The 15,934-nt window shown below is 56.9% G+C and carries 20 protein-coding genes and 1 tRNA gene; 3 read left to right on the top strand and 18 right to left on the bottom strand.

Going from position 1 to position 15,934, the window contains the following annotated elements:
* Positions 1-24: 24 nt before the first annotated feature.
* The 4 genes from L1A08_RS15045 to L1A08_RS15030 form a co-directional block, all read right to left on the bottom strand.
* Positions 25-1,737 carry a GH3 auxin-responsive promoter family protein gene (locus L1A08_RS15045; RefSeq protein ID WP_238757266.1) on the bottom strand — a complete coding sequence of 571 codons (1,713 nt, stop codon included), beginning with the start codon at positions 1,735-1,737 and terminating at the stop codon, positions 25-27.
* Positions 1,738-1,789: 52 nt separating this feature from the next.
* Positions 1,790-2,848 carry a GNAT family N-acetyltransferase gene (locus L1A08_RS15040; protein ID WP_238757265.1) on the bottom strand — a complete coding sequence of 353 codons (1,059 nt, stop codon included), beginning with the start codon at positions 2,846-2,848 and terminating at the stop codon, positions 1,790-1,792.
* A gap of 152 nt (positions 2,849-3,000) precedes the next feature.
* Positions 3,001-3,684 carry a 3-keto-disaccharide hydrolase gene (locus tag L1A08_RS15035; RefSeq protein ID WP_238757264.1) on the bottom strand — a complete coding sequence of 228 codons (684 nt, stop codon included), beginning with the start codon at positions 3,682-3,684 and terminating at the stop codon, positions 3,001-3,003.
* Positions 3,685-3,860: 176 nt separating this feature from the next.
* Positions 3,861-4,961, bottom strand: coding sequence for a DUF1570 domain-containing protein (locus L1A08_RS15030; protein WP_238757263.1), 1,101 nt, complete (start codon positions 4,959-4,961; stop codon positions 3,861-3,863).
* A 320-nt stretch (positions 4,962-5,281) separates the two neighbouring features.
* On the opposite strand from L1A08_RS15030, the gene L1A08_RS15025 reads away from it, so the two are divergent.
* Entirely contained in the window at positions 5,282-6,418 is a 1,137-nt protein-coding gene (locus L1A08_RS15025; protein ID WP_238757262.1) for a hypothetical protein, read from the top strand.
* A gap of 132 nt (positions 6,419-6,550) precedes the next feature.
* A tRNA-Gln gene (locus tag L1A08_RS15020) sits at positions 6,551-6,621 on the top strand.
* Here the strand turns inward: L1A08_RS15020 and L1A08_RS15015 are convergent.
* From L1A08_RS15015 to L1A08_RS14965, 12 genes are all read right to left on the bottom strand, one after another.
* Positions 6,592-7,806 carry a tyrosine-type recombinase/integrase gene (locus L1A08_RS15015; RefSeq protein ID WP_238757261.1) on the bottom strand — a complete coding sequence of 405 codons (1,215 nt, stop codon included), beginning with the start codon at positions 7,804-7,806 and terminating at the stop codon, positions 6,592-6,594. The genes L1A08_RS15020 and L1A08_RS15015 overlap by 30 nt on opposite strands.
* A 10-nt stretch (positions 7,807-7,816) precedes the next feature.
* Positions 7,817-8,125 (bottom strand): helix-turn-helix domain-containing protein, encoded by a 309-nt coding sequence (locus L1A08_RS15010; RefSeq protein ID WP_238757260.1) that lies wholly within the window; start codon positions 8,123-8,125, stop codon positions 7,817-7,819.
* A gap of 57 nt (positions 8,126-8,182) precedes the next feature.
* Positions 8,183-8,422: a hypothetical protein gene (locus L1A08_RS15005; RefSeq protein WP_238757259.1), complete on the bottom strand. Its 240-nt coding sequence runs from the start codon at positions 8,420-8,422 to the stop codon at positions 8,183-8,185.
* Complete coding sequence (locus L1A08_RS15000) at positions 8,419-8,667, bottom strand: hypothetical protein (protein ID WP_238757258.1); 249 nt, start codon at positions 8,665-8,667, stop codon at positions 8,419-8,421. Before L1A08_RS15000 ends, L1A08_RS15005 begins: the two co-directional genes overlap by 4 nt.
* On the bottom strand, positions 8,664-8,807 hold the full coding sequence (locus tag L1A08_RS14995; RefSeq protein WP_238757257.1) for a hypothetical protein: 144 nt from the start codon (positions 8,805-8,807) through the stop codon (positions 8,664-8,666). Before L1A08_RS14995 ends, L1A08_RS15000 begins: the two co-directional genes overlap by 4 nt.
* A complete protein-coding gene (locus L1A08_RS14990) occupies positions 8,804-8,983 on the bottom strand; it encodes a hypothetical protein (RefSeq protein ID WP_238757256.1) in 180 nt (59 codons plus the stop codon). Before L1A08_RS14990 ends, L1A08_RS14995 begins: the two co-directional genes overlap by 4 nt.
* A 737-nt stretch (positions 8,984-9,720) precedes the next feature.
* A complete protein-coding gene (locus L1A08_RS23000) occupies positions 9,721-9,915 on the bottom strand; it encodes a helix-turn-helix domain-containing protein (RefSeq protein WP_390896894.1) in 195 nt (64 codons plus the stop codon).
* 80 nt (positions 9,916-9,995) lie between these two features.
* A complete protein-coding gene (locus L1A08_RS14985) occupies positions 9,996-10,526 on the bottom strand; it encodes a hypothetical protein (protein ID WP_238757255.1) in 531 nt (176 codons plus the stop codon).
* The gene (locus L1A08_RS14980; protein ID WP_238757254.1) at positions 10,523-10,813 is read right to left on the bottom strand and encodes a hypothetical protein; all 291 of its coding nucleotides are present in this window, start codon (positions 10,811-10,813) and stop codon (positions 10,523-10,525) included. Before L1A08_RS14980 ends, L1A08_RS14985 begins: the two co-directional genes overlap by 4 nt.
* Entirely contained in the window at positions 10,801-11,559 is a 759-nt protein-coding gene (locus L1A08_RS14975) for a TIGR04255 family protein (RefSeq protein ID WP_238757253.1), read from the bottom strand. The genes L1A08_RS14980 and L1A08_RS14975 overlap by 13 nt, the downstream gene beginning before the upstream one ends.
* A gap of 109 nt (positions 11,560-11,668) precedes the next feature.
* Positions 11,669-12,124 (bottom strand): helix-turn-helix domain-containing protein, encoded by a 456-nt coding sequence (locus L1A08_RS14970; RefSeq protein ID WP_238757252.1) that lies wholly within the window; start codon positions 12,122-12,124, stop codon positions 11,669-11,671.
* A 307-nt stretch (positions 12,125-12,431) separates the two neighbouring features.
* A complete protein-coding gene (locus L1A08_RS14965; protein ID WP_238757251.1) occupies positions 12,432-13,910 on the bottom strand; it encodes a hypothetical protein in 1,479 nt (492 codons plus the stop codon).
* Positions 13,911-14,012: 102 nt separating this feature from the next.
* On the opposite strand from L1A08_RS14965, the gene L1A08_RS14960 reads away from it, so the two are divergent.
* A complete protein-coding gene (locus L1A08_RS14960; protein WP_238757250.1) occupies positions 14,013-14,258 on the top strand; it encodes a hypothetical protein in 246 nt (81 codons plus the stop codon).
* Positions 14,259-14,370: 112 nt separating this feature from the next.
* On the opposite strand, the gene L1A08_RS14955 is transcribed toward L1A08_RS14960, so the two are convergent.
* Positions 14,371-14,943 carry a hypothetical protein gene (locus L1A08_RS14955; protein ID WP_238757249.1) on the bottom strand — a complete coding sequence of 191 codons (573 nt, stop codon included), beginning with the start codon at positions 14,941-14,943 and terminating at the stop codon, positions 14,371-14,373.
* A 220-nt stretch (positions 14,944-15,163) separates the two neighbouring features.
* Positions 15,164-15,868 (bottom strand): ParB/RepB/Spo0J family partition protein, encoded by a 705-nt coding sequence (locus tag L1A08_RS14950; RefSeq protein ID WP_238757248.1) that lies wholly within the window; start codon positions 15,866-15,868, stop codon positions 15,164-15,166.
* Positions 15,869-15,934 lie beyond the last annotated feature (66 nt).

Below are 15,934 nucleotides of genomic sequence, written 5' to 3'. Positions count from 1 at the left end.
CTCCTCTTCGTCGTTGATGTCGACTCAATTCGATTTCAGCGGGATGATATCGACCGGCGTGAACTGATCGACCCAGCTTCCGTCCAGGACAAGTCCCGGATGTTTGTACTGAAAATCTCCGGTTCCGCGTCGCTCGACTTCCTCGGCAATGTACTGTTCCCAGCGTCCGGATGGTAACCGAATCAGGTTCGGGTTGGCGAGCACGCCCTCGCGACGTCGCGCCCGCCACAGGAAGTTTTTGCCTTCCAGCTTCTCATCGAGCAATTGCAGGAACCGCTGAGCGAGACCCGCATCGGGGAGCGAGTCGACTTCGACCAGGAAGTCATAACGCGGATGCTGATGCTCCAGACGCCGTGCGACAGCCGTGAACAGCCCGAGTTCGATTCCCAGATCGGCTGCGGTATCGTGAGCCGCTTCGATGATCTGATGTTCGGTCAGCTTTTCGCCTTCGAGATCTCCGACACGCGTCCCTTTCTGAATGAACTCCAGCAGCGGAGCCTTGCCGACGAATCCGCGGCAGCGAACGATGTCGCCGATGCTGAAACGATAATACCCAGCCGATGTCGTCATCAGCAGGTAGTAGTCCTGACCTTCGATCAGTTCGTGCCCTTCCACGACGTCCGGATGGGGCTTCCCGGCTTCTTCGACCGGGACGTATTCATAAAAGCCCGAAGTGAGGGACGGGACGCCCCGAGGTTCGGTGTCTTCGATCGGGATGGTGTGTCGACCTTCGCTCGAGACGAGCCCCATGTCCCGCAACGGCGAATCTCCGAAGTATTCGTGGAGATATCGCGACTGATATCCGGCGGTTCCACCGAGCCAGCAACTGATCACTGGCTTGTTCCAGTAATCGCGAGGCAGCAGACGCCCCGTCTGATTGACGATCGCTTCGAGCTGCTGTGCGGCGAGAGCGTTGGGGCGCTCGGTACGGCGTGCCAGCAGCGCCCGCAACGAACGCGGAATGTCGAATCGTTCCGAAAGTGTTCCGTCCCGCAGATCGCGGATGAGATCCTCTTTGTACTGATCGCCAATCTCGGCAAGTCGAATCAGCGTTCCAGGATTCATCAGCAGAATCCAGCCGATCCGTTCGGTGATCGTCAGTCGCAGTGCGGTGTAATATCGAACCTCGGGATCTTTGATGTCATTCAGATCACTCGGCACGGCGTAAAAGGGTCGCAACAGCGGATTCTGCACGCGGGCCAGCAGGGCACTGACCATGCTGATGGAGTAACCGCCCGAGGTCTTTCCCATCTCCCAGATGCCGGCCATCTGCAGAACCTTGTCGCCAATATGCGTGGGATGATCGGCGAAGTACTTCATGCCCCAGATCGCCCACGCCTGCTTCAGTTCCTTGAGCCAGACATTCGTGACCGGGTTGAGCTTGGGAGTTCCGCTGCTGCCGGTTGTAATTGTGAACCGCTGCAGTTTCTCATGAGCGGGAACCAGAGCTTCAGTCCGCCCGGCGGCGACGGCATCGATGTAGGGCGCGAAGTAAGCGTATTCCGAAACCGGCACCTGTCGGCGGAAGTCTTCGAGAGTGCGAATCTCGGCGAAGCCATGATCTCGGCCGAAGCCGGTCTCCCGGCAGCCGCGAATCCGCCGCATCAGCCAGTCCTGCTGTTGCTGCGGTGCGTTGAGCAGCTTCTTGTGGAACTGGCCGAACTGCCACGAATTGGCCAGTTGGAGTCCGGGACGAAGGGCCGTCGGAATGTGGGCGCTGATCAGTTGAGAAAACATGAGACCAAGCTGCTGTTTAGCGTCGCGATGGAACTCCAGCGCGAACCAGTTCTCAGCGCCAGAGCAGATGAATCGGGGAACGGCTGGAAATCTCCCGGTTCAGACTCACCCACTGAAGTATAAGATGGGAATCGGCCGGTCTGGGAACGAAATAACACCGCCACATTAGAGAAGCTGGGACATCTCCGGTTCGGACCTTAACTGTAAGGATTGCGCCTTTTTCAACCATTGTGCGGAAAGCCGCATTCATGAGTGCCAGGGCTGCCCCGGATCCGAGTCGATCGGTGACGATCAAATCAAAGATGCCGACTTTACCGGACATTCGACCCACCCAGTCGAGAATATGGAAGCTCACAAAGCCTTCCACGGCTCCCGATCGCTCAAGGACCAGCGTGGTGACCAGCGGACTTCCCAACAGTTGATGACGCAGCGTCGACTCATCCCAGGCCATCGTCAACGGCATGCCGGCTGTCTGTTCGCGGACCAGTTCCACGCAGCGCGGAATGTCCTGCTCGGTCGCGCGACGGATGAACGAGTCGAGTTTTCCCGGTCCCGGGACTTTCGCAAGCGGAAAAGAGAGCCGCGACATCCAGCCATCCACCGCTTTCAGAGACCAGCGGCCCACCGTCCGGGGATCGAGCACACGGACCCACAAGCCAACCGTGCGATTGAATTTCTTCGGTTTCGCCTGGACCTTCTTCGGCTGTTCGGCGAGGGAATGGCGGGAACCGAAGTAGCGATAGCTGACGATCAGATCGACCTGTTCGTCCTGCAGTCGCCGCACGCGATCCCGGTCGAGAAGCGTGGCCAGTCCGCGGCCGCGATATTCCGGATCGATCGTCATCCAGCTCCAGATCGAGCCCCGGATCAGTTCATTATCTGCGCGAACCGGAAAGCTCGTACCGAGGAGTGTCGCGATCAGCCGGTCTTCGTCGTAAGCGGCGATCATGTGCCGACGGGAGCCGGGAGCGTCCCACCGCATCTGCCAGCGAAAGAAGTCGCCTGCCCAGTCAGGATACACCATCCGTCCCTGATAGGTTTCTCTCCAGACCGGCGTGATAAACTCCGCCAGGTCTTCGGGCGTTCCCTGAAAATCATCGAGTCGGATCATGAGAGCTGCTTAACCACGAACTTCGCCACAGCTGTCGTCCGTCTCATTCAAGTTCGAAAAGAAAACGAAGGAGGAGGACTCGTCCCGCCTCCTTCGTGCGATCTTCTATTCCGTTATTCCGACGCCATAAAACTCAGCGTCGTGCAGGCCGATTACGGCAGTTCACGAATCCGAATGTTTCGCCAGCGGATCTCGTGGCCATCTTCTTTGAAGCTGTGAACCTGCAGAGCGATGAACCCTTCAGAAGTCAGGTCGTCTTTCAGGTCGGCAGCCGGAACGCCGTTCAGGAACGTCTTGATGGAGTCCCCGTTGGCGACGACGCGGAACTCATTCCATTCGCCCGGCTTGAAGGCCTTGCGAGCAGCTTCGTTGTCAGCCAGGTTGTTCAGCCAGCCACGACGTCCTTCGTCGTAGATTCCCCCGGTCCAGGCGCGAGCCGAAGGATCGATTTCCACCTGATAACCGTGCACGCGGCCAGCTTTCACCGTGGTCGACTTCTCTTTCCCGTCGACGTTCCAGGTGTATGTCTTCGGCTCGTCGTACATGTTGCTGCGAATCTGGACGCCAGAATTCAGCGTTTCGTCCGGCTTGAATTCGAGGATCAGCTCGAAGTTGTCGTAATTCTTCTCGGTTGCCAGGAAGCTGTTTGGCGTTCCCTTCTTGCTGGTGCCGACGATCTGTTCGTCCTCGACGCGATACTCGGCTTCGCCCCCCTTCTGGACCCAGCCGTCGAGTGTTTCCCCATCGAACAGCGGCTTGAAGTCGTCAGCCGAAACCACACCGGAACTTGCTCCAAAGATCAGAACACCCAGCACCAGGCACGTGAGGCGCATCATCAGTTTCTTCCTCTCGAATTGCAGATATCAGTCGAACGTTCCGCCGGCAGCAGGCCGCCAGATCTCGTGGCCGGAACATCCGCCGCACGGTTTCGGAACGTCAAGATTCCCGCCTATCTTCAGCGATTCCCTCGCGTGCGTCAATCACTCTGCCCGGTTCTCTCGGCAATCCGCCACTACAGCCCTTCGATGTACCGTAAGAATTCGACCTCAACCTTTTGGATGGTTGTTCCGAACGACTCTTCAAAATCGCGAATCCGCTCCGCAGCCGAATACTCTCCCACGCTGTCTCGCTGGGAGATCCGCTGCATGTAATTCGCGTAGTCGGTTTTCCGCCGTTCCATCAGAAAGAACGAAAAGGCCCACGCTTCGCTGTAGGCATCGAGCGTGCGGGTCGCGAAATCGATGTCGGTCGCGATCAGATCGTGTAACGCCCGCTCGGCTCTTCGCTCCCGGGCGTAGTTGCCGAACCAGACATAGCGTTCCCGATTGATCCGCTGAATCGGCGAGCTCGACCGCATCGCCCCCCGCATGTCCGGGTGTTCAAAGACCGTGGCCAGCCCCTCGATCACCCATTTCGGCGTTTCGCCGAGCCGGGAATGCAGGCCGACATTGAACGCGATTTGATGCGTGGCCTCATGAACAAGCGTCTCTTTCAGCCCGGACTGGCCGCCAACCCTGGCAACGACTTCAGACCGGCCGGACATCGACTCTGGGACAGAAGCAATGGATGTTGTCGGATCGAACAGCGCCACCCGGTTCGTTTTCCGGTGATAATATCCCGCCAGTCCCGCCACACCCCGGATCCCGTCGCGGGCGGCGTAGTTCGCGAATTCTTCCTGATCCGGAAAGACGATCGCGACCATTGGAAACTCAGGGCTCGGCAGATCGAACCCCCGCACGGAAAAGTGACTGCGAAATTCGCGATAGAACTGGTCGAGCATTTCTCCGTAATGGTCCGCGTTCCCCTCGGTCGCGACCACGAGATATTTGCTCGTTCCTTTGATCTCGAAGCTCGTCCCGAATTCGCGTCGCAGTTCCGATCGCATTTCCACCGCACTGAGCGGAGAAAACGGCTGGTCGAGCACGCGGAATCCCGTCACGTTGTTGACTTTGATCTGTGTCAGCCGCCCGTTTCGCTCCAGCAGCCAGCATTCGCGGGCGTTGTGATGCACGAGCCGGCCGACGTGTGACGATCCTTCCACACCGAGTTCAATCATCTGCTCCTCGGCTCGAAGCGAAGTCACCGCCAGCCCGAAGATCAGCGCAATGATCATCAGTCTCGTTCGGATTCGTTTCAGCATCTGATTCATCGCCGTCCCTCGCACTGCCGCCCGCATCGTGTTCTCAGAAATCGCCTTTCTGCGCACGCGGCGCAGTCTCACGTGCTGAAACCATAGCTTGCGCCCGCCCCTCGGCTTCGGGATTTCGCATCGCGTTGGGGATTTTGAGCTGATCAACGACCGATGATGCCAAAACGCCACATCGACTGTCGTCCCTCCACAACGTTGAGGAAACGTCTTGTCCTGAGAGCATTTTTACCCCTAGAATTCCCGCAGAAGCACTTCATCTGACATCGTTCCCACGAGGTCGTCTCATGCCCCATCGGTTCCGCACACCACTTTCGTTTCTGCTGATGATCGCGCTGGCGATCGGCTCAGCACTGCTCCCATTGAGGCCGTCTGCCTCTGTCTCGGCTCAGGATCTGACGTCGGACGAACCGCTACATACCGATGTGAAGTTCGAACTGCTGCTGTCCCGGGAACGGACAAACGGCCTGGCCGGGCAGCAATGGGCGGAGATCTTTCGCCAGCTCGAAGTTCCGGTGCGGGTTCGCCAGCCGCTGTTTAACGACAAATCGGGCATCGAACAGCAGACGTTCGGCACCACTCGCCGCGTGACCGCCACCGGTTTGCTCGATCCGGGCGGAGACATCGTGTTCCCCGATCGCCGCTTCTCCCGGAATGACGTCGGTAAATTGCGGGAGTGGATTGAAGAACTCAGAACCTACGGCGCACAGGGAGCACCGACCGGCCAGCCGCTCTGGGGAATGACTCAGGCCCAGTTCGATGTCCTTCACGCCGCGATGCAGAAGCCTGTCGAAGCGTCCACGAAGGATCTTGATCTCACCGCAGCCATCGTTGCTCTTGGACTCCCCGAGAAGTATCCGCTTACCTTCTCAGTCGCCGCCAAAGCCGAGATTGGTCCGGTTGAGGACATCGCTCCCGTCAAGAACGACGTCACGGGCTTCGCCAAAGGCACCGCCTTCGCCCTGCTCCTTCGCGAATACGGCGTCGCCTTCTCACCCAAACGGCTGCCGGATGAATCGGTCATTCTCCAGGTGGAAACCGCTGAGGAAATCGACCGCGCCTGGCCGATCGGCTGGGATCCCGACTCGCTCGGCCTGTCCCGACTGCATCTGGCCCGCGATTTCTTTCTCCCGATGGCGATCGAAATCGACAAAATGACGATGACGCAGATGCTCGACGAGTGCCGTGAAGCGACGAAACTCCCCGTGCTCGTCGACGGCCTCGCCCTCGATTCGCTCAACTACGACTTCAACCGGATCGTCGTCGACTACCCCCGACGAAGAACCTCCTGGAGTCTGGCCCTCCGCACTCTGGTCGGAAAACTGCAGCTGACTCAGGAACTGCGGGTCGACGAAAACAACAAGCCGTTCGTCTGGATCACCCGCTTTCAAAACGACAAAGACGCGGCCGCCTCCAGCCGCTGAGCCGCGTTCGTCCTCACCCAATGAGATTCAACGAACCTGTCTGCGTCGGGGTTGTCAGAGAGGAAACGGGTCAATAAAATGCCCCGACTGATGGCGTTGCCCCCGGAGAAATCCGGCTCATCTTCCCATCACAGCCCGGTGGTGTAATGGTAGCACAACGGATTTTGATTCCGTTAGTCTGGGTTCGAGCCCCGGCCGGGCTTTTCTGTAACCCTTGACTCCGCAATGCTTTGCGTTGAGTCCATCGCCCCGGAATCCGCTGTTTCCGATGGCGTGTGAGTAGAACTGTGAGCAGAGACCGCCCTCAGCCGCTTCGCGGTCTCCCTCGCGTCCTGCCCAACATAGAAATCCATGGTGGTCTTTATGTCGGCGTGCCGCATCAGTTCCTTCAGTTCGGTGGGCATGACCAGTTTCGACCAGCGTGCCCCAAACGACCGGCGAAGATCGTGAGCAGATGCGTACTTCACTTTCAGTTTGCCGGCTCGCTTGGTTTCACTCACTTTGATGCCAGCCTTCGTCCCGATGGCGGTGATTGTCGCAGAGACGGTTTCGCGGATCGGTCGCGGCGACTTGTCACGCGGCCCAGAGAGCTTGAACACGTAGCCTTCTCGCTGGTCATCTGGAACCGCCTTCAGCATGTCGACGAATTCCGGAGCCATTGGCGTTTCGCTGTATTCCTGCTTCTTGTGGGCGTGTGCCTGGATGATCAAGAGTTCGTTCTCCAGATCCACGCAAATATTGTTCGGGTCGGTCCAATGTAGATTGAGAGCTTCCCCGAGTCGCAGCCCGGACCACCAGAGCCCCCGCAACAGGAATTCCCATTCAGCCGGATTCCTGACCGGCATCTTCGAGACGGATTCAATCATGCGGTCGAATTCCTCCGCTGTGATCTTCCGGCCTTTCATCTTGCCAGTGTTCTTCGGTGCTCGCATCTTCGGCGCCCGGGGGATCAGCTTCTGTTCCACAGCCCAATTGAGAGCCGCATGCAGGTGCACGACGTTCGCCTTGATGGTGGCTTCTGAATTGCCGTCCTTCCTGCAGAGCGATTGGAACCGGCTCAATGTGGATTCGTTGAGACTGGCGAGCAGCTTCGGGTTAATGTGTCTCTCCAGAGTGTTGAAGACGGTGCGATATCGTGCCGCTGTGCTGTTCGTAACGCCCGGAAGGTATTCATCGTCGAACCGTTCCCGGAATGCCTCCCACGTGATTCTTACGTCGTTGTGATAAGTGCCAGACTCGAGTTCTTTCAGCAGTTGCCCGGCGATGCGTTCGGCATCTCGCTTCACTGGTGTGCCGGTGGACTTCCTGACCAGACGGCCCGTTATCGGATCGGACCACTGCGCCATATAATTGGCCCGGTCCTTCGGTTTGTAGACGCTGATGTTCATGGCTTGCCTTTCAGTGAATAGTGATGCTGTCGTGCGTCCGTTCCGGCAACACGATTCGCCGTTCGTTCGCGTACTTAATGAGGTCGGACCGAAGATATCGAACTCTTCCCTGCCGAATTTTCGTTCCCACGATTCGCCCGTCCCGCCGTTCGTCGGCGAGCGATCGTGATTCCATCCCGAGTAGCGCCGCCGCTTCATCTTCGGTGTAGAGGATGCGTTCACTACTGATGAGTTCCTCGATGTACGGAGTAAGTTGAGCCAGCACTTCCTCCGCAATCTGTTTCCCGAGCAGTTCAAGGAATGTGTCGGTCTGGCTCATGGCTCGCTTTCAGAATGCGCCCCGCAGGCGAGATGCCCACGGGGCAGGGTTCAACCTTCAGTGAGAAATCGTTTCCCCTTCAAGATATCGCCCGTCCTGGACGCATTGCCCACAATACAGTTTCTGACCGCTGGAGAGCCCCACCAGGCGCGGCCTCTGCAGGTATCTGGCGTTCGGATCCATCACGGCTCCGCAGCTGGGGCAGTCCGCCGACTGCCGTAACAGCCGCTCTGTCGTGTGCTGATGCTTCAGGTGGCGAACCCATTTCCGCTGGTAAGCTGATGGCTGATAGCTCATTGCCCCTCCTTCTGGTGATGGAACCAACTGGCCCCCACAATCGGCGGATCGGTATAGCGATTGTCGCGATAACAACCACCACAGACGAGCTTCTTCTGGCCTCCCTCAGTGACGAGGTGCGGACGTTGGGAGAAGCACATATTCAGGTCCATCTGGATTCCGCAGCCGGGGCAGTATTTCGACCGGGAGTAGAGTTTCTGGATTGTTTGGAAATTCCGGTAGGCTTCGCGTTGATGGCTTTTCATTTCTTAAACTGAGCTCCTGAAATCGAGTAACCATACTGGCGATACTGACGTTCCTTTTCTGACCACGTTGCCTGGATGCGTCGGCATTCGGCTTCAATCTCTTCCGGTGTCGGGATGTAGTGAGCGGATCCCCGTTTCAAGCTGCCCCCCCTTTCAGCTTCGTCTCGATGGCATCGGCCACGAATGCGTCGAGATCCTCGTCTGACTGTTCGAGCCGACGGAACAGTTTGTCCGATGTCGCCATCTCGATGTCGATGGTGAGGTCGTAGCTCTGCAGATGAACTACTGGTCGTTTTCCATTGCGTGTAAAGACCATGGGTGGTGGGCCTTCCATGCTTCCGGCGATTGCATGAAAAAACCCGACGTGCAAGAGGTCGCGGTCTCCTGCAGCCGGGTGGATAACAGCTTTCGCCGTTGATTCCGATTGTAAGCGTCACCGGCTCCGCGACAAGCCAGATAACACAATGTGTACCAAACAGTGACAATGTGAGTCAATGAATTTGACTGTGTCCGTACCAAAATTCAGAATCTGGTGCATGACAACAAAAGCCCAGCAGGTTCACATTCGATGTTCTGATTCCCAGCGAGAGCGATGGGAACACGCCGCTGAACTGGATCGTCGGACGCTAACCGATTGGATCAGGATTCAGCTTGATGATGCTGCGGATCGGGCAATTGACGCTGTCGAAAAACAGAAGAAGGCCTGATAGAGATGCATCACAGTCTTCTGCAATCCAGTAGGAGTGAGAATATGTCGGCTGGGTCACGATTCGTTTTTCCGCAAGTAGCTCCTACGAGGGTATTTGTTCGAGATGCATTCGATTTCCCATTTCAGGTGGATGGCGAGACCTTTACAGCACGAATTACGGACGAGGCATTGCTTGTTTTTGGTCGCGATAACAGCCCAGAAGAGACCTTCGATAGAGGTCGCGATCGTATCCAATCCATCGTCGAGTGGATGATTGGAGAGAACCCGCCTGGGGACGTAGTGATCACCTCAGACATCGCAGTCAGAGCTGTTCGCGCTGGGGTTGCCTAGTGTTACCGTGTGATTCACGTTCCAATTGACTTCGCCTTCAGCCACTTCAGCACTTCGCCGTAGTCGTACCTGAACTGCCGACCGATTCGGATGTGTGGCATTCCTTGATCGGTTAAGCCCTTCACGGTTGGCTGAGACACGCGAAGCCGCTTCGCCAGTTGGGCACGCGTCAATAATCCCCGCTCATTCTCAAGATCGAAAGTATTCATTGAAATGAGAGATTGCCGGGAAGTGATGCTACTGCGTTCTGTTCGTCCGGGGATAAGAGAGCGTCCTAGAGTCCAGAAGGCTACTTGAACGGCTCAATATCAGATGGCAAACCTACTCGCATGAAAAAGCGGGCGAGCGATTGCGAGAAGTGCTCCAGGAAGGGCGATTTGAGCCTCCAGCGAGCAGTCATCCCTGCAGCCTTACTTGAGAGATGATCCACAGGGAGGCTTACGATGTGGCCGAAATCGACAACTAAGCACTCACGGTTGTTTGCGGGGTGTACGGGTGAAGATAGAAGATGACGCCCTGCCACCCGTCCTTTTCGTACCTCTTCCCATGCCCCTCTTCTTTGCAACGTACCGGCGTCTTCTAGTTCTTGAATCGAGTTCACAGGACAGAGGGCAACGAATTCCACTTTCTTGTTGGCCAAGTCGCACGATTGAGTGACTACGATTAAGTCGGACTCAATCAACTCAACATCTCCCTCGCCGGTGCCGTTTTCACCGATTGAGAGGTCGCCTGCGCCGTAGATGGGGACCAGACATTTCGGCAGCAAATCTCCTTGACAGAGATCTTCCCCAGAAACTTCCTCCCACCATTGGCTGCTCATTCCCCGCCCTCATCGAAGTCAATTTTACGCGGCTTCATGGCTCGAATCCCTCGGATGTGAATACGCGCTTTCGCCACACGTTTGAACGACACGCGAGCAATTTCGGCTTCCTCTTCCCCGTCATCGTCACCAGCGAGAGCAAATGTAAAAGAATTCTGCCATAGCGCAATTTCAGACGCAGACCTGTCGATCCACTCCCCCTCTATTCCCTGGGCGAAATCCTGTTCTTCGGCATCGAAAAACGGCCGCACTTCTGCGGTGCATATTGGTGTGGCTAAGACTGGCATCGTGAAAACAACTCCCGAGTGCGGTCGGTTATGCAAGATTCAAATATCGTATTCTTCATCACGTGGTGCGAACTCAACACACCCCAAACTGTTTCGTCGTCGTCTGCTTCAAAGTTGACGGCCTGAAAGAAATCAATGTCCAGGACGACAGATACGGTGTCCTTGGCGGACGGTGGTGCAATAGCCTGAGTGATGAAACAATGAGACGAGAGATCTGGAAACGGCAGTTGTAATCGCATGAAGTATCCCTCTAAAGCCTGCGGTAAATCAGGGGAAATCTCCGGTGATGTGCGAAAATAATCCTTTAGGTCAATTGGAGAACGAGGGATATCGATCCTGTTTATGTATCGAACTGCCACACGAGTGACCGTCGAGGGATTTGTTTCATAGCGGTAAATTTTCCAGAGTCGTCGAGCCTCTCGCTGAAACGGCTCCCATCCTTCATACGGTGATAGACGGCTCAGAGTGAAATGGTCCTTGCGACACTGCAGGATTTGCAGGCCATCGGCTCCTACAAATTTCCACCCAAGCTCATTTTGTTTGACCGAGGCCGACCCCACACCTGGGCCGACGACCATCTGCCCCACTGCTTGCAGAAGTTGCTCGCACTTGGGATATCCAATATCTCCATCTCGATGCGCCATGCGAAGTTGCGAATTTTCCACCCCCTCCGCAGGCTGGACCTGCAGATCGATTATGGCCTCGGTAATTGGGGCGACAGGATATTGGGGAGTTGCTCCAGTCATATTGTCAATATAACGCCAGCATGAGTTCGTGAATAGAAATCCTGCCCATTTTCATGCATGATCGGAAAGCAGGAGAGGCGGAATTGCATTGCCCAGAATATGAATGAAGTTACTCGTAACGCCGGGTCACCGCTGGTCGTTTCTTCCGCCTTGGCAGCTTCGGCGGGACCAGAACCTGCTTCGTCAACAGGAACGCATCCAGCGCAGATCGCTTCACCCGATACATCGCCCGCCGGCTTGGTTCTCCGGTGTTGAGGTTCACGGCCTGCAACTTCCCGGTGGCAATCCAGTACAGGACTTTGTCTCGCTTTACCTGGAGTTGCTCTGCGATATCCTTCACCTTCAGCCAGTCGCGGCTGTCGACATGTGCGTCTTCCTCATTTTCTCGTTTAATGAGCCATTCCCGGACTGCCTCATAGTCGAACCGTGGAGCGTTGCCGATGCGGATGGTTGGACACCCGTCGTCCATCAACCGGTTGACTTGCCTCTGGGAGATGCTCAGCAGTGATGCCAGCTTTTGCTTCGTGATGAGCACTGCCGCGTCCTGGGGATCGAGGTTTTTCACGAATTCGCTCCTGATGAGAGTCTGAGACTGACCAGCTTACAGCGAGATGCACGCCCCCCTCAATCAGGGAAGCGGCAAATCGCCGTCCGGTGAGCAGTGTTTTCAGTTGTCAAAGAGTCTGTCGGCCTAGCCGTTTACGCTTCAGAAATCCGCACCACGGGGATAGTCAGCTTCGGTTGGTGACGGCAATACCGCCGCTTCCGTTCCTCTGCAGACCATTCCGCCTGGATAACCCGGCACATGGCCCGGATTTCATCCTGCGATGGTTCGTAGGGCTTCCCGGCCCGAGATGCGGCTTTGTCGTTCGTCATCCGATTACCTCAAGCGTGATGTCCCCCGGTCGCTTATGCGTGTTCCGCTCAATCTTGGAGAGCAGCCCGAGTTCCTTCTGACGGTCCCCTGCCATTCGGATCGAGGCGAGAGCCGCATCTGATCCGGCGTAGATGGCGCCGAGTCGGCTGTTGCTGTTATTGCCGTCAATCGCCCGGTCCAGTCGCTTTTGTTCAATCTGGTCGATTCGATCGAGGAGCTTGTCTTCCTGATCTGCAGGCAATCCCCAGTTCAAAACATCTCTTCTCAGCTTCCCGGCTTCGTCTGCGATGCGGCGAAACTCCTGCTGAATCGGGTCCATGATCGGCGAGGCGAACGAGTCGATAGAGTCCCGCAATTTGTCGTTCCGCTCGTCAATCTGCTTCTTGAACCGGCGACGGGCAAGATCTTCCTCTCGGGCCTGAAGTGATCCAAGGTCAGTCATTGCCGTTGCATCGCTGGCCTTTAGGTCATTCAACTTCTGTCGGAGTCGGTCGTACTTCTCGCCGATCGTGTCGAGTTCCTGGTCAAGCTGTCGTTCCAGCCCGAGCCCCTCAGACTCGAATGCCTTCTCCATTTCGGCGACTGACTTTCGGACGATCTGGGCGGCCTGCTGCGGTGACAATTCCACCATCTTCTGCAGGATCGATTCCGACGACTTCGCCCGAGTTGTCGCACTGGCGATTTCTTTTTGCAGTGCCGCTTCGATCTGCTGAAAGGCGTCCTTGATTTCTTTGGTATTCCCCCAGAGGTTTTCTTTCGAGCCGGTGAACGCATTCACGACTTCCTGAAATGCCGGATTGATTGAGGCAAGCCCCCGCGTGAAGATGCCTTTCCGCTGGCCTTCACTCAAGTCCTCTCGGGTAAGCTTGTCCCGCAGTGAGAGCACTTCCCGCAACGACTGTTTCGCCAAGTCTAGATCCTCGGTTGCTCGCTTACTGACGAGTTGCCGTTCACTGATTTGGTCGAACATGCCGTCGATGGAGTCGAGCTTGCTGAATGCCTTTGCTGCGTCCTCTGCTTCGCGTGAGAGCTGCAGGTCAATCCGCTTCTGTTCGATGCGAGTCAGGATCTGTTCCAGCCGTTCATGAAGTCCGGCGAGCGTTTCCGTCTTCTGCATCCACGACGAGATTGGTTTCAGGACAGAGCCAACAATCATGGCCCCCACGGTGAGAAGCACTGTCTTCACCCCGCCAAGGCTTAACGCAATCATGCTGATGTTATTCGCCGCCCCGCGAAAACCGGCCGCCATTCCTCCGGTTGATGAGGCGAGCGTGAAGTCCTCCAGACCGAACGCAGCTTGCTGCGCGATGTTCTGGAACTTGCCCATCCGCTGATTCACCTGGTCGGCTGAGTTCGCCATCTTCGTGTTACTGGCTGAGATGCGGCTATTCGCCTGAATGATCTGTGCGGCCCCCTTTTCGTAGCCCTCCGCTGACAGGGTAAAGAGAGATGCGGCCTCAAAACTTCGTCCCATGATTCTGTTCCTTCCATGAAGAATGGTGGCGATAGTCCCCGCTGGCCTGATATGCTCAGGCGAACAGGTCTACCATCTGAAGACATTGCTTAGGGGGTTGATGTGGCGAAACGTCGAAACAGTTCCGACTTCATGATTCTCAGGATTATCACGGCCTGCTTTCTGCCGCTGGGATGTCTCAACGTCGCCGGTGGGCTTCTGCTGTTCGCGATGGCGAGCGCTGAGGACAACCAGTTGTACGCTGCCAGTGGTGCCGGAAGCGTTGCGACCGGAGTTGGCATGCTCCTGATTCGTGGCTTTGCTCAGGTGCTGTTCCAGATCGAGGCGAACACCAGATATCGGCCATAATTCCAGTTTTTTTCTTTGGTATGGCATGCTGAATATTTTCACTCTCAGCCAAAAATGTTTGAGCCTACTGGGCGGTGGTGTCCGGCTGGGTATGCACGATTTCGACACCCCCCTACCGGTCCCCGCTGTCGCCGTCCGTGTGAGCGCCTGACGTGCCCGCTGTGGCCTCGTCCTGGTCGGTGGTGTATTTGGCCGTCTGGTTCTCTTGCTCGCTGTCCTGCAGGGCGTCAGCGTCTCCATCGAGAGTCATCACGCCATTGCCAATACAGAGCGCCCGGACATGGGGCAGCATTCGCGGACGTTCGGCCTCTGGCAGCTTGGCGAAGATGATTGGCAGGGTTCGGTAGAGGTCCAGTAATGCGGCCCCGTCGTCGGACACCTCGGGCAGTTCGGCCTGGTGGCCTGGTGTCGTCTCTGTCGCGTTGCTGGCCTGCGGTGCGATGATTCCCTCATCCGTCCACTGTGACGCATCCGCCGCGATGCTGGCCTGTTCTTCGGGGCGATACTCTCGAGAGACAGCCAGTGCCCGCCGCAAAGGAACCCGGCCCTGCAGGACCATGCCAATCAGATCCTGCGAGCCATCCCGAGCCAGCCGCCTCATGCGTGACCAGTACGCGACACCCGAGCGGATGCAGTGGTAAACCAATGCTGATTCGCAGATCAGCCTGTTGATTAAGGTCGCCATTATCGCCGCCTTTCTTTCTTAGTGAATCGTTTCGTGAATTGCCGTCGGGCTTTCTTGGTGCCCGCCTTCCACGGGTTGAGCCATTGCACCAGCCGTCCCCGTTCATCTTTCCTGATGGCCTGTCGGCATGCCCCGCAGCGCCAGAAGTTCGCGATTGTCCCCGGTGTGATATCTACGGCTTGTTCTCCGCAGATCGGGCAGACGTATAACGTCGCTTCGCTCACGATCGCCCCCCCTGTGCTGGTGGGTATTCGTCGAGGATCAGCTGGACGTGTTCCGCTGCAACGTGCCGACGGTCAACCGGCCATCGATGCAATTCGGAACGGAGACGGTCGTAAAGGCGATCAGTTGCCGCGTCTTCATCGAATGCCTGGTCGGTCTGGTCGGTGCCTTGCTTCGCCGCTGTGGCTTGGTCTGCTGGTGGTGTCGTGCGGGCTATGCTCGCTGCCCGGTGGACAGACATCTCGCCAGTCTTAACGGCGTGCTGCAGTTCTGGTGAGCCCTTGTCCGCAACTTGCTTCGCGGCCCGGACTGTTCGCTCGCTGACGTTCAGGGCTTTCGCCGCTTCGCTGGTGGTCCGGCAATTTTGCCGATGCTGAGCGTGTTGATTGTCACCCCGCTTCAGCTTCGCCAATTCCGCCGCGATTACTGCCCGCTGACTTGTGGTGAGATGCCGCCTGCAGAGGTTCTTACTGATAGCGAATTCCCATGGGTCGAAGTCTTCATCAAGGTCCGCCAGCTGCGGTTCAATCTTCAGTTCCCGACATGCCCTGAGCCGGTGCCGGCCATCGATCACTTCACCCCGATAGAGCACAACAGATTCCTTGCAGCCGTTCGCCCGGATGTCCGCTTTCAGGATCTCGAACTGTTGTTCGGTCATCTCTGGGAACAATTCCGCGACCGGATGCAGCTTAAAAGCTTCCATAACCTACCGTTCCTTCCTGTTTTGGTGGTGTTCGTCAACGGTTCAACGGTTCAACGGTTTTCTGAA

Origin of the sequence: Rubinisphaera margarita, assembly GCF_022267515.1 — a bacterium.
Taxonomy (GTDB): domain Bacteria; phylum Planctomycetota; class Planctomycetia; order Planctomycetales; family Planctomycetaceae; genus Rubinisphaera; species Rubinisphaera margarita.
This window is presented reverse-complemented; position numbering and strand designations above follow the sequence as displayed.